11 protein-coding genes are annotated in these 13,274 nt (G+C 51.0%); 10 read left to right on the forward strand and 1 reads right to left on the reverse strand.

Going from position 1 to position 13,274, the window contains the following annotated elements; genetic code table 11:
• The first annotated feature begins 118 nt into the window (after positions 1 to 118).
• From NOM06_RS04500 to NOM06_RS04545, 10 genes are all read left to right on the forward strand, one after another.
• Positions 119 to 676 (forward strand): TMEM165/GDT1 family protein, encoded by a 558-nt coding sequence (locus NOM06_RS04500; RefSeq protein ID WP_005337386.1) that lies wholly within the window; start codon positions 119 to 121, stop codon positions 674 to 676.
• A 164-nt stretch (positions 677 to 840) separates the two neighbouring features.
• Positions 841 to 1,779, forward strand: a complete 939-nt coding sequence (locus NOM06_RS04505) for a DUF2157 domain-containing protein (RefSeq protein WP_255910027.1) — start codon at positions 841 to 843, stop codon at positions 1,777 to 1,779.
• On the forward strand, positions 1,772 to 2,776 hold the full coding sequence (locus NOM06_RS04510; protein ID WP_255910028.1) for a DUF4401 domain-containing protein: 1,005 nt from the start codon (positions 1,772 to 1,774) through the stop codon (positions 2,774 to 2,776). The genes NOM06_RS04505 and NOM06_RS04510 overlap by 8 nt, the downstream gene beginning before the upstream one ends.
• On the forward strand, positions 2,773 to 3,291 hold the full coding sequence (locus tag NOM06_RS04515) for a GDYXXLXY domain-containing protein (RefSeq protein ID WP_255910029.1): 519 nt from the start codon (positions 2,773 to 2,775) through the stop codon (positions 3,289 to 3,291). Before NOM06_RS04510 ends, NOM06_RS04515 begins: the two co-directional genes overlap by 4 nt.
• A 71-nt stretch (positions 3,292 to 3,362) precedes the next feature.
• Positions 3,363 to 4,109, forward strand: a complete 747-nt coding sequence (locus tag NOM06_RS04520; protein ID WP_255910030.1) for an ABC transporter substrate-binding protein — start codon at positions 3,363 to 3,365, stop codon at positions 4,107 to 4,109.
• Between the two features lie 130 nt (positions 4,110 to 4,239).
• The gene (locus NOM06_RS04525; RefSeq protein WP_255910031.1) at positions 4,240 to 4,986 is read left to right on the forward strand and encodes a transporter substrate-binding domain-containing protein; all 747 of its coding nucleotides are present in this window, start codon (positions 4,240 to 4,242) and stop codon (positions 4,984 to 4,986) included.
• A gap of 139 nt (positions 4,987 to 5,125) precedes the next feature.
• Positions 5,126 to 5,881, forward strand: coding sequence for an ABC transporter substrate-binding protein (locus NOM06_RS04530; protein ID WP_058059324.1), 756 nt, complete (start codon positions 5,126 to 5,128; stop codon positions 5,879 to 5,881).
• A 1,205-nt stretch (positions 5,882 to 7,086) separates the two neighbouring features.
• Positions 7,087 to 10,539, forward strand: a complete 3,453-nt coding sequence (locus tag NOM06_RS04535) for a hypothetical protein (protein ID WP_255910032.1) — start codon at positions 7,087 to 7,089, stop codon at positions 10,537 to 10,539.
• A gap of 1 nt (position 10,540) precedes the next feature.
• On the forward strand, positions 10,541 to 10,999 hold the full coding sequence (locus NOM06_RS04540) for a response regulator (RefSeq protein WP_255910033.1): 459 nt from the start codon (positions 10,541 to 10,543) through the stop codon (positions 10,997 to 10,999).
• Positions 10,992 to 11,654: a response regulator gene (locus NOM06_RS04545; protein WP_255910034.1), complete on the forward strand. Its 663-nt coding sequence runs from the start codon at positions 10,992 to 10,994 to the stop codon at positions 11,652 to 11,654. The genes NOM06_RS04540 and NOM06_RS04545 overlap by 8 nt, the downstream gene beginning before the upstream one ends.
• A 113-nt stretch (positions 11,655 to 11,767) precedes the next feature.
• On the opposite strand, the gene cysS is transcribed toward NOM06_RS04545, so the two are convergent.
• Positions 11,768 to 13,144 carry a cysteine--tRNA ligase gene (cysS, locus tag NOM06_RS04550; RefSeq protein ID WP_255910035.1) on the reverse strand — a complete coding sequence of 459 codons (1,377 nt, stop codon included), beginning with the start codon at positions 13,142 to 13,144 and terminating at the stop codon, positions 11,768 to 11,770.
• Positions 13,145 to 13,274: the final 130 nt, after the last annotated feature.

A 13,274-nucleotide genomic window follows, 5' to 3' on the forward strand; every position in this document is an offset into this window, starting at 1 on the left:
GGGTGATCCATGCCAGCCATGGATTTGACAAGACCTTTGACGGGCCAGTGCCAATACCGGGGACGGATGGCGCAGGCTTGTCTTTGGTTTATAACAATTCCGTCCCCCGGTCATTTTTATGGAAGCCTTGTTAACCTCAACCCTCAGCGTCGCTATTGCCGAAATCGGTGATAAAACCCAGCTGTTGGCGTTGCTGCTCATCTGCCGTTTTCGCAAGCCCTGGCCCATCATCGCCGGCATGCTGGCGGCAACCCTGCTCAACCATGCGGGCGCCGCCTGGATTGGCGAGTTCATCAGCCGCTGGCTCGATCCCAAGATAATGACCTGGCTGGTCGCCATCGCCTTTATCGCCATGGCTATCTGGATTTTGGTGCCGGACAAGATGGATGACGAGGAGAGCTCGCTGGATAAATACGGCCCCTTTATGGCCACCTTCGTGCTCTTCTTTATCGCCGAGATTGGCGACAAGACCCAGATCGCCACCGTGCTGCTGGCCGCCAAATATGACTCGCTGGTGCAGGTCATTACCGGCACCACCCTCGGCATGATGCTGGCCAACGTACCTGTGGTGCTGATCGGCAAGCTGGGGGCAGACAAGCTGCCGCTCAAGGGGATCCGCATCGCCTGCGCCATCCTCTTCGTCGGCCTCGGGGTGAGCACCCTGATCTTTGCCTGATCGCCTTTTCCGCTGACCAAGCCCTCCACCTCGGAGGGCTTTTTTGTTTACTGCTGTGTCTATTGCGTAACCCGCTGTCGCAACCACCAGCCGCAGAGCCAAGGGGCAGTGCACGGTTGCGGGTGCCTCATGCCATAATGGGGCAAACCTCGCGGAGTCCCCACATGCACAACGTATCAAGAGAGACGCTTCTCGAATGGGTCAAACAGGGACGGCTGACGCCAGAGAAGCTGGCGGACGCCCTGACCCTCGCCGATCTTCCCCCCCATCCGGCGCGCTGGCAGTGGCTGTTTGACCGGCTGTTGCTCTGGCTCGGTGCCCTCTGCATCGGGGCTGGCCTCATCTTCTTTGTCGCCTTCAACTGGCAAGAGCTGGGCCGGGTCTCCCGCCTCGCCCTGCTGGAGGCACCGCTGCTCGCCATGCTGATTCTGCTGTGGCGCAAACCGCTGGGGGATACCCCCCGTCAGGCGCTGCTGCTCGCCATCGCCCTCAATATCGGCGCCCTGCTGGCGCTGGTGGGTCAAACCTACCAGACCGGCGCCGATCCCTGGCAGCTGTTTGCCACCTGGGCGCTGATGCTGTTGCCACTGGCTGTATTTGGCCAAAGCCCCCTGCTCTGGACCTTAAGCTGGCTGCTCGGCCAGCTGGCGCTGGTGCTCTACTGGCGGCTCGGTTTGTTCACGTTTTTCTTTACCTTCGATGAAGAGGGGCTGGGCTGGTGCCTGACCCTGCTCAACGCCGCCCTCTGGGGTCTGCTTCTGCTGGCGCCAAACCGCTGGCGCCTGATGCCAAGCTGGCTGGCGGGCCTGGCCGCAGGTCTGGGGGCCACCCTGCTCACCCTGCTGGCGCTCTTCGATGCCGCCTCCCCGCTGGTGTGGTCGCTCTGGCTTGGCTGGCTCGCTGCGGCCTATGCCTTGTGGCACCACAAATTTATCGCCGGACTCGCCATGGGGTGCCTCAGCCTGATTGCCGTCATCCTCGCGGCGCTGGGCAAGTGGATGGAGCCCGACATCAACGGCTTCTTGCTGCTGAGCCTGATTGCCATCGGCCTTTCTGTCACCGCCGCCCGCTGGCTGCAACAACAACGGAGGTCCCATGAGTGACCTGACCCTTTGGCAAACGCTGCAACAGGCCAATCTGGTGGAAGGGGAGATGCCCCGTGATACCCAACCCCACTGGTCGAGCCGCTTTCTGCTCGGGCTGGTGGGCTGGATTGCCGCCCTGTTCCTGCTCTTTTTCCTGTTTCTCACCTTCGAGCAGCTGACCCGCGAGGCCAACAGCGCCCTGCTGCTGGGGGCCGTGCTGCTTGCGGGGGCCTACGCCCTAAATCGCAGCCAAAGCGGCGATCTCTGGGATCAGTTCGTGCTGGCCCTCACCCTGGCGGCCGATGCCTGGCTGCTCTATGGCCTGCTCGATCAGCTTGATCTTCATCACGCCCTGCTCTGGTTTGGGTTGTGCCTGCTCTCTCTTGCCATCGCCGTGCTGTTCGATCACTGGCTGGTGCGGCTTTTTCACAGCGTGGCGGCGGCCCTGCTGCTCACCCTTGGCCTCGCCTGCCTCGGGCTGCAACTGCTGGCCCTGCCGCTGGTGATGGCGGCCATTACCTTCTGCTGGCTGCGGGCAGATAGGGATCCAGAGCGCCACCAGCTCTACCACTCCATCACGTTGGGGCTGGCCCTCTCGCTGCTGGTGCTGGGCCGTCTGCACCACCCGCTCTGGGACGGCAGCAGCAGCGTGCTGGACGAACTGGGGCTATCGCGCCTGCCGCACTGGCTCAATCCCCTGCTCTGCGCCGCCCTGCTGTTGGCGGTGATGGTGAAGCTGAGGCTCCCTCTGCTGTTTGGCCTGCCGCTGGTGCTGATCAGCGCCATCATCCCCGGCATGGGAGCGGGCGCACTGGTGCTGATCCTCGGGTTTTATGCTGGCAGTCTAGGGCTGATGACTCTCTCAGCCCTGCTGCTGCTCGGTTATGGCTCGCTCTATTACTACGATCTGGGGCTAACCCTGATGACCAAATCCTGGCTGCTGCTGGGCTCCGGCATCCTGCTGCTGGGTGCCCGCCAGCTGCTCACCACCTTCGCGGCAAGGAGCGACTCATGAAACCCGTCACCCGACAGCTCGCCCTGTTGCTGAGCGGCCTCGCCATCCTGGCAGGCATCAATGCCACCGTCTGGCGCTATGAGCACGCCATGAGCAGCGGCGAAGTGGTGCTGCTGCGGCTCGCTCCGGTCGATCCCCGCTCCCTGATGCAGGGGGATTACATGCGGCTCAACTATGAAATTGCCCGCGAGCTGACCAGCCGCGACGCCCGTGCGACTCAAGACAAGGGCAGCGACACCCTGGTGATCCGCCTCGATGCCCATCAGGTGGCCACTCTGGTGGCCGATGGCAAACCGGATCGGCTCGCCAGCGATGAGCGGCTATTGCAGGTGCACCAAAGCGAGCGGCAGTGGCAGATTGGCCCCGATGCCTACTTCTTTGAAGAGGGCACGGGGGAGCAGTACGAAACGGCCCGCTACGGCGAGTTCCGGCTGCAAGCGGATGGCAAGACCCTGCTGGTGGGACTGCGGGATGAGGCCTACCAGCCCATCGGGCAGATCCGCGCCCGCTGGTAACGGCAGTGAGTGGCTATTTACTCTGTTCATGGTCACACTCAAGGGAAGGTTGATCGCTAAGGATGTTCCCAATGAGGATATGGCTGATCTGTCATCTGTTGCTGCTCTGCTGGGCCTCGACGGCCCGGGCTGATCTGGGCAAGCTCGAGTACCTCACCGAAGAGTACCCCCCCTACAACTTCAGCGATCCGCATGGCCAGCCCACCGGCCTTGCGGTCGATCTGCTGCAGATGATCTGGCAACACAGCGGCGTGCCCCCCCAGCCGGTGCGTATCCTGCCCTGGGCGCGAGGTTATTACTTGCTAACTCAGAAGCCCAACGTGGTGCTCTTCTCCACCGCCCGCACCCTGGCGCGGGAGGATCTCTTCAAGTGGGTCTGCCCCATCGGCTACTCGGAGTACATACTGCTGGGCCGCAAAGCGCAGAACATCACCCTGACCGCCTTCGAACAGATGAGCCAATACAAGATCAGCGCGGTGCGCTCGGATGCCGCCGAGCAGTTGCTGCTCAACAACGGCATGGATGACAACAACATCATCCCGGCCAACCGCCTGTCGCAAGGGTTGAAGATGCTGCTCTCCGGCCGCGCCGATCTGCTCGCCACCAGCAAGCTAGCGGGATATGACGCCATCCGCGAACTGAAGCTGAGCAGCGACGACTTCAACGTGGCCATGGTGCTGAGCGCAGAGCAGCTCTGCTACGCCTTCAGCCGTCAGGTGCCAGACAGCGAGATCACCCTCTTTCAGCAGGGCCTGACCCGCGCCCTCGCCTCGGAAGAGTTTCGCAAATTGCAGGCCAAATACCTGCCGGTGCGCTGAGCACTCACTCACCCGACGGGCAGCGGTTCGCTGCCCATTTTATTGATGAAAGATGCAATAGAGGTGGCTAGCTATTCCCGCCACAAGCAGTCAAACTGGGCTACATAGTTGATTGTGAAGGATCTTTCCCGTGCGGACATGGCACCTACCTCATCTGCTACTGCTCTTGTGGGCCACCTTCGCGCAGGCCGATCCGGGCAAGCTCGAGTATCTGAGCGAAATCTCTCCCCCGTTTAATTTCAGCGACCAGCAAGGGATGCCGACCGGATTGTCGGTAGAGCTGATGCAGCTTATCTGGAAAGCGCGGGGCGTGTCGCCCCAGCCCATCCGCATTCTGCCCTGGGCCCGGGGCTACAACCTGCTGCAACAAAAAACCAATGTGGTGCTGTTTGCCACCGCCCGCACCCCGCAGCGGGAAGCGCTCTTCAAGTGGGCCTGCCCCATCGATCACTCGGAGTTTGTGCTGCTGGGGCGCAAGGCGGACAACATCGCCCTCGGCTCGGAGGCCGAGATCAGCCGCTACAAGGTCGGCGTGGTGCGCTCCACCGTCTCCAAACAGCTGCTGCTCGAACGCGGTATCGATGAGCGCCAGCTGATGCTGGCCAACCGCCTCACCCAGGCGGCCAAGATGCTCACCTCAGGTCGCGCCGATCTGTTTGCGACCAACAAGCTGGCGGGCTATCAAACCCTGCAACAACTGGGCTTCAAGCCGGATGACTTTCATGTCGCCTTCGTGCTGGATGCCAGACCGCTCTGCTACGCCTTCAGCCGTCAGGTGCCCGACAGTGAGGTCGCCCTCTTTCAGCAGGCGCTGACCCAGGTCGTCGCCTCGGCGGATTTCTCGGCCCTGCAAGCCAAATACCTGCCGCTGCGCTAACGCCCCGATCGCCGCCGACATAGGGCGCAAGATGGCGGCCGCCCCTCGCACTTTTTTGCCAAACATGCTCCGTCGCCTTGGCGAAATCGGCCAGCTTGGTCACACTTGAGCAGATATTCCCTTGATCAGGATGGCAAAAATGAAACCATGGATTGGATTGGCCGGGGCGCTGCTGGCCACCCTCGCACAGGCGAGTCCTGAGCTTGGCAAACTGCACTACATCACCGAAGAGTACAAACCCTACAACTACGCCGATGCCAGCGGCGCCCCCACCGGCCTCGCGGTCGAGCTGCTGCAACTGGTGTGGAAAAAAACCAATACACCGGCGCAGCCCGTCACCATCATGCCGTGGGCGCGCGGTTACTACCTGCTGACCCAAAAGCCCAATGCGGTGCTCTTCTCCACCGCCCGCACCCAGGCGCGGGACCCCCTGTTCAAGTGGGCCTGCCCCATCGGGTATGCCGAGATCGTGCTGGTGGGGCTGGCCGATCGCAATATCACCATCACCAAGCTCGACGATGCCAAGGCGTTCAATATCGGCGCGGTACGGGCCGATGTGGGGGAGCAACTGCTGCTCAACAACGGCTTTGACGAGAGCAAACTGATGGCCGCCAACCGGCTGGCACAGGCGCTCAAGATGCTCACCTCCGGCCGGGTCGATCTGGTCTCCACCAACAAGACCACCATGGAGCAGCTGATCGTCGAACAAAAACTCGATCCCGCCCGCTTCAAGGAGCAGTGGGTGCTGAGCTCGGAACAGTTCTGCTTCGCCTTCAGCCATCCGGTGAGCGACGAACTGGTCAAGGAGTTCCAGACCGGCTTGACCCAGGTGCTGGCGAGCAGCGAATACCCGCTGCTGCACAGCAAATACTTCCCTACCCCCGCAGCCAAATAGCGGCGTCGAGCGCCAACAACAAGGGGCCCACCGCGGGCCCCTTCGCTTTGCTCCGTTTGCGCTTCACTCTTTTTTTACCGTTTGCACTCCTCTCGCGGCGTCACCCCAGCGCCCTGCCACTGCCAAGCCCCGACAACCAACAACTAATCGCTAATTAATAAAAGTTTGTGCCAGCGCAAAAAATCACTCTTTTCTGATAGTTAGCTCATCAAAACCATAGATAAGACCACTCTGGCTCCGTAATATGGCAACGGGCGTCTGTTGACCCCTTTTCCGAGATCAATGGTCAACGGCGCAATCTGGTAGCGACAGTCAGGGGCGGTAGCGACTTTAGCGTAGGGTCGATTAGCGAAGCGTAATCGTCCGCGGTCGCCATCCCCTCTCCCCTTGCGGGGGAGGGTTAGGGTGAGGGGGTCGGTAATGTCTTTGCCCTGCAACAAGGTATTGGCATAGCTTCGCCAGTAGGGTCGATTAGCGAAGCGTAATCGTCCGCGGTAACCGTCCCCTCTCCCCTTGCGGGAGAGGGCTAGGGTGAGGGGGTCGGTAACGTCTCTGCCCTGCAGCAAGGTATTGGCATGGCTTCGCCAGTAGGGTCGATTAGCGAAGCGTAATCGTCCGCGGTAACCGTCCCCTCTCCCCTTGCGGGAGAGGGTTAGGGTGAGGGGTCGGTAACGTCTTTGCCCTGAAACAAGATATTGGCATGGCTTCGCCATGCAGGACACGAGGACTCCGTCCTCGACGGGGTTTCGCCGCCGCTGCGCGGCTTGGCGAGTGACTTTGGAAAGACCCGCTCTCTTTGGCAAATAACACCAAAAGTCTTCTCCCCCACTTGTTCGCCCTCCTGCGTCGGGTTCCCTCGGTTCAGGCAAAAGGTCTGGCGGAACGATGCAGACGGTACATCCCTGTACCGCCTGCGTCTGAGCCGTCGTCCATGACGGCGCTCCTGACCTTGTGCCCTCACCTCGGCGAACAACAGGGGGCGACATCCAACCCGTAGTACCGAGACAGTTAACAGGCATATATTGAATAGATGCTCAATTCACTTCGTTCATTGCACACTACGATACTATTTCCCTATCAGTTTATTGGTTACTGACTGGGAGCTATTTGACCATGACATAACCTTGTTTCTTAAACGTTCGAACATACATCGATAATCGAACTAGCCTTTCTCAAGCAAGGGAATTTAATTATCAGGAATAAACATGAATAGAACTCGAAGTAGAAAGCGCAAAGACAGTTCGGCATTAACTAAAACCCTAAAGTCAGGACGTAATCGCCATATCGTAACACAACAAACATTCGAGATATTAACGCCTAAAGAGATATATCAAAACTTCAGAGAGATTAGCCAGAGTCATCACTTCTCCAACGCAATTGCTTTGACGTGTAACAAACCAATAAATGAAATGTATGTAAGAAAGTCACCACGAGCAAATGCAAGTAAAAATTTAGCTTGGTGTATAGCATTAATTGAACATCACTCAAATAAAATAAGATTCTTTTTGAAAAAGAAAAAGGAGTTATCAGAGATAATCCTTTCAGACAGAATTGATGATGCTATACAATTAGTTAGTGAGATAGACAAGTTCTGTGGCTTGTCTATGTGGTCAATTATAACTCAATCATCGCTAAACACTTTAAGAGAACAGCCAGAACAAACAAACCTTTACGAAAAGTTTGGACAACTCGACAACAATGGCTTTTTAAAATACGTCTTATTTTATGTTAATGGCTATTTTAATGATGACGAAATATTTTTCACCTCAAAAAACACCCACAAAAACGATATTAAAAGGTCAGCTCATCCATCGATGAAAGATTTTTATTTGTATCGTTTTTTTGATTTAGATATGAACGATGGGGTAAATTTTGATGTTGTACTTGATGTTGAGAAAAACGCATCAATAATTGATGTATTCCAACTAATCATATCTACTCTAGAATATTTCGTTGTAACAGGCAATTCATTTTCGGATGTTTATGATTATGAAATCAAACACGTATTAAAGACGTTAGAGTTAGTTGGATATGAACCGTCCTGTAACTTAAATGGCTTTTTCGGTATAAAAATTGAACCCAAATTTGATGACCTATCAATTATAATGGTTGATCTATACACCAATGGCGATTATCAAGGTGTGGTAGATTTATTCAATCAATCAAAAATGGAATACTCTGATTTTTGTTTAATCGAGCTTATTTCGAAATCTTATTCAAGGAGTAACACTGAATTAGGTAGTGGATTAATACCTAAAATAGTAAAGAACATGTCTAATGTTCTAGAAAGAAATGTCGATTATGAAAAGTCATTAGAGTATTTATCCTGTATAGCAAACTCTTTGAGAACAATTGACTGGTTCAAACAATTAAGGCATTTCGTAGAACGAGAGTCACCTAATATATCCTCAAGAAAGAGGTATGATTTTGAAAAAGGAATTCACTTATTCTCATGTGTTAACACGCCTAAAAAGCACCTACTTTACAAAGATAACATCAAAGACAAATATTTACAGCACTTGAAGGACAACTATGAACAGTCATCATCTCTTAATCTTATACTTAATCAAGAGTACGATTGCTTCAGTATAGAAGACAGAGGTTCTTTTCTCGGGGTTAATACAGATAGATTCAAGAAGTTCCAAGCAATAAAAATGATGAATAACAGAAATTATATTGATGCAGAGAAAGCACTCTCTTCTTTAATTTCTGAAAATGATAGACTATTAAAAATTGAGGTAATAAGAGAATTAACAAGGCTATATATCCTTTCAAAATCGTATCTTAAGGCACTATCAATATTTGTCGAATTCTCATTATTTAATGATAAGTTATTCTCAATTTTCGACACTCGAGAAATACTTTCAGCTATTGAAAGCTCTGTGCAAGATATCGACACAATTGATCTCCCAATTGCCTATGCCTTACATTCACAATATGTCGATGAATCCTATGACTCCAGCCTGAAGTTTTCTTTCGAAAATTTCTTAAGATTAAACAACCTAATATTTCCAACCGAACTATTCAACAGAGAAGATGTATTTGGCAAAGATAAGCTTCATTATTTCCTACGTTGGGTTTGCACAACAGAGGTAATGAAACTTTATTTAAATTTTGATACAGCAAGACAAATAGAGGAGTGTAGGCTAGAAATTTGCAATTATTTATTAGACAAAGTGAGCGATAATAATGACCTGCAGTTTGAAATTAAGCAAATAAACAAAAACCTGATCGTAAGAAAAGCCGTTAAGCAGGTAGAAAATAGTCGTATCTATGTCGATACCGCTGTTTTTAAAGGCCGAAAATCTACTCCATACCGTTCTTTATTTGACCGATATATTGAATTAATCTCAAATCAGCAAACTATAGCTGATGATGCGCAATATCATGAAGTTTACCAAGTTCTAGCACCGAATAAAAACAAACCTAAAGAGTATTGGAAAAGTTTGTCACTTATCTATATCACGGACACTAAACTATCTCCGAAGAATGCGACCTTCTTAAGTCTAGCAAAGCTAATAAGAGCCGAATTTACATTTGGTGAAAAAGGAATAAATAACTATCTCAGCACAAGGATTCGCCATGGCGTTTTACCAACAGCAATTAGAAAATCATCACTCACAGAGGGAATTTACACTCCTGAGCAATCAAAAATAGAAGATTACATAGAAAGCTTGGTTAAGCAAGCCAATCTAACAGTATCAGAAAGTGATGTTGAACAACTCTGGAAAATATCTAAAGCATTTACAAAAAACCTTGAAAACGAAATTTCACTATTTAATGATAAAAAGCTACAAATTTATACATTAGAGGGAGGGGCAGAAAACAAGAACAAAGATGGAGCTATGTTCAACTACTCTATATCCCCATTAGAAACATATGCAATACAACAAGAACTTCCATTATCACCTACGTATGATGACTTCTTAAAAGTAATTATGGATTGGTTATGGTTCAGAACTGATTACATTCTTGATGAAGTCAAATATTACATCCGTGAAAAATTCACGGCAAACTTAAATTCAATCTTTGAAGCATACACGAAGGAAATTCAGACATCAGATATCTCAAGAAGCGCAAAAGCAAGCTTCACGAATGCGATAAGAAGAGCAAAAAATAACTTACAGAATGACCTTGCTCTTGTGTGCTCATGGTTTGAACATGTAGATGCTGAAGGTGATGGACAGTTTGAATTATCGACCGCAATAGAGATAGCAAAAAGATCACTCAGTATCCCGTTATTATTATCTGAAAATTTCGAAATTCAAATTCAACAAAAAGATGTTTCATATTGGGTTGATGTATTCTTCATTCTCTTTGAAAATGCCATATCTAAATCTAACTTAGAAAAAAATGACGTATCTATCGGTGTTGAAATAGAAAAAGAAAACGACTTAATTAAAATAACTGTTTCCAACAAGACCAAACCTATTGATAACCAAGAGACAGCAAACTTTAATCTTGATTTTTATCGAAATGCATATGGCGATGAAGAACTTACTAGAGATGCAATTCAAGGAGAAGGGGGCACTGGTTTTTTCAAAATCTGGAAGATTATGATGCGGGATTTAAACATCAAGCATGAAATTAGCTTCGGATATAAAGATAACAATATGTTTTCAGTATCATTAACCCTTTATAACATGGGCAAAGTTTAATATGAAAATATTGATTGTTGAAGACCAAATTGAAAAAAGCAAAGAAATAGAACAGTTTTGTAGATCTTTTTTTCTAAATGTTGAGATGATCATTGTATGTCAATCTTTGCGAAGTGGACTACGTGCTTTAATGTCTAGCACTTATGATTTAATTTTCCTAGATATGAGCATGCCAAATTTTGATCCAAGTTCAGATGATCCACTTGGTGGTACCCCAGAAAGTTTTGCGGGTAAAGAATTCTTAGCTCAAATGAAATTAAGGGGGGAGAAAATCCCTGTTGTAATTATCACTCAATATCAAACTTTTGAAGAAGGACAAGTCGATTTAACAAGTATTGACAGCTTCCTAAAATCAACATATTCAGGCTTCTACTTAGGTGCCATATACTATAGTTCTGCAGATAAAGAATGGGAAGTTAATTTAGAACGCCTCCTAAATAGAGAATATTTAAATGGATAGTTTAAACGTTTTAATTATAGATGATAACTATGATAAAGTGACTCTTGTTGGAGCCGAAATAAATGGCCTGGAATATATAAATCTAGAACAGAAAAATAATGTTAAAGATGCACTGCTATACTTAAAAAACCATGCGTGTGATATATTAATTGTGGATATAGTTCTCCCAAAGATATTAGGTGAAATGCCAACAGATGGCGCTGGCGTTGAGCTGATAGATATGTTATTTAAAAACAACATATATAATCATCCATTGGAGATTGTCGCTGTCACCTCTCATAACAGTACCTATGAGCATTATAAAAGTAGAATTGAATGTTTTGGAGTCCCATTCATTTTTATTGATCCTAATTCAGATTCACTCAAAACCATCCTAAATAATAAAATAAAGTATTGTTTGAATTTTAAAAGCAATTCTAATCAATCTTGTTCAGAAATCCCACCTCAAACTGATATAGAAAAAATCACTATAAGATGGATGTTATCTCACGTAACTTTAGGCCAATGGGCCACTATTTTTGGAGCGTTTATTAGCATTTTTTCTATTGGGGTTAATTTTGGCCAAAGCGATTTGTATAAAAATATATCAAGCAGCATCCATAAAGATCAAAAACAACAAATAGCTGATTCACTTAACGAGAGCAAATCAAAATAGTTTGATTTCCATACCATCACGCTCACATATATTAATAAAAAACCGCAGCCCTAGGGCTGCGGTTTTTATTGGCTCAACCTGTTGGCACCAGACGCCAACAAGGCCAACCGGCCTTAGGCACGGCGCCAGCTGGTCTTGCCAGCGCTGTCTTCCAGCACGATGCCCATCTCGGTGAGACGGTTGCGGGCGGCATCCGCCGCGGCCCAGTTCTTGTCGGCACGGGCCTGATTGCGCTCGGCGATCAGGCGCTCGATTTCGGCAACCTCTTCGTCCGCTTCGTCACCCTTGAGGAAAGCCTCGGGGTCTTGCTGCAGGATGCCGAGCACGGCACCCAGCTCGCGCAGACGGGCGCCCAGCCCGGCGGCAACGGCCATGTCTTCACCCTTCTGGCGGTTGATCTCGCGCACCAGATCGAACAGGGCGGAGTAGGCTTCCGGGGTGTTGAAGTCGTCGTCCATCGCTTCCTTGAAGCGCGCTACCTGCTCGTCGCCACCGGCAGCAGCGGCTACCGGCAGATCGCGCAGGGCGGTGTACATGCGCTCCAGCGCGGCGCGGGCTTGCTTGAGGTTATCTTCCGAGTAGTTGAGCTGGCTGCGGTAGTGGCCAGACATCAGGAAGTAACGGACGGTTTCGGCGTCGTAGTGTGCCAGCACATCGCGGATGGTGAAGAAGTTGCCAAGGGATTTGGACATCTTCTCTTTATCCACCATCACCATGCCGCTGTGCATCCAGGTGTTGACGTAGTCGCCACCGTGGGCGCAGCAGGACTGGGCGATCTCGTTCTCGTGGTGCGGGAACTGCAGATCGGAGCCGCCGCCGTGGATGTCGAAGTGGTTGCCAAGGTGCTTGGAGTTCATGGCGGAGCACTCGATGTGCCAGCCAGGACGGCCCGGGCCCCAGGGGCTTTCCCAGGTCGGCTCGCCGGGCTTGGACATCTTCCACAGCACGAAGTCGAGCGGGTTGCGCTTGGCATCGACCACGTCAACGCGTGCTCCGGCTTGCAGCTGCTCCAGATCCTGACCGGAGAGCTTGCCGTAGTCGGCGTAGGATTCGACGATAAACATCACGTCGCCGTTGTCCGCCACGTAGGCGTGCTCTTTTTCCAGCAGGGATTGCACCAGCTCGATGATCTCTTCGATGTGCTGGGTGGCGCGCGGTTCGATATCAGGGCGCACCATGCCGAGGGCATCGAAGTCGGCGTGCATGTCGCCAATCAGACGCTCGGTCAGCTCGTCGCAGGTCACTTGGGTCTCGGCGGCACGCTTGATGATCTTGTCATCCACGTCGGTGATGTTGCGCACGTAGGTGAGGTCATAACCGGCGTAACGCAGGTAGCGAGCGACCACATCAAAGGCGACGAAGGTGCGGCCGTGGCCGATATGACAGTGATCGTAGATGGTGACACCACACACATACATGCCCACCTTGCCCGGGTGGATAGGTTTGAATTCTTCTTTTTGACGAGTGAGTGTGTTGTATATCTTCAGCATCTTCTAACCACTGCCTGTGAGTAAAATGGTTGGTCATAATACCCCGTTCAGGGGCAGAAAACGAGGCAGAAAAGCGGGCCAATCCCGCCTGCCAGCACGGTTACGGCGCCAGAGAGACTATGCCGCCAGC

The sequence above is a fragment of the Aeromonas sp. JL9 genome, from assembly GCF_024436075.1.
In the GTDB taxonomy this organism is placed as follows: domain Bacteria; phylum Pseudomonadota; class Gammaproteobacteria; order Enterobacterales; family Aeromonadaceae; genus Aeromonas; species Aeromonas veronii.

Bases quoted from the DNA above. Each gene is read 5' to 3' on its own strand.
- NOM06_RS04530 (WP_058059324.1), top strand. From the start codon at position 5,126: ATGAAACCATGGATTGGATTGGCCGGGGCGCTGCTGGCCACCCTCGCA.
- NOM06_RS04505 (WP_255910027.1), top strand. From the start codon at position 841: ATGCACAACGTATCAAGAGAGACGCTTCTCGAATGGGTCAAACAGGGA.
- NOM06_RS04500 (WP_005337386.1), top strand. From the start codon at position 119: ATGGAAGCCTTGTTAACCTCAACCCTCAGCGTCGCTATTGCCGAAATC.
- NOM06_RS04520 (WP_255910030.1), top strand. From the start codon at position 3,363: ATGAGGATATGGCTGATCTGTCATCTGTTGCTGCTCTGCTGGGCCTCG.
- NOM06_RS04515 (WP_255910029.1), top strand. From the start codon at position 2,773: ATGAAACCCGTCACCCGACAGCTCGCCCTGTTGCTGAGCGGCCTCGCC.
- NOM06_RS04540 (WP_255910033.1), top strand. From the start codon at position 10,541: ATGAAAATATTGATTGTTGAAGACCAAATTGAAAAAAGCAAAGAAATA.
- NOM06_RS04510 (WP_255910028.1), top strand. From the start codon at position 1,772: ATGAGTGACCTGACCCTTTGGCAAACGCTGCAACAGGCCAATCTGGTG.
- cysS (WP_255910035.1), bottom strand. From the start codon at position 13,144: ATGCTGAAGATATACAACACACTCACTCGTCAAAAAGAAGAATTCAAA.
- NOM06_RS04535 (WP_255910032.1), top strand. From the start codon at position 7,087: ATGAATAGAACTCGAAGTAGAAAGCGCAAAGACAGTTCGGCATTAACT.
- NOM06_RS04545 (WP_255910034.1), top strand. From the start codon at position 10,992: ATGGATAGTTTAAACGTTTTAATTATAGATGATAACTATGATAAAGTG.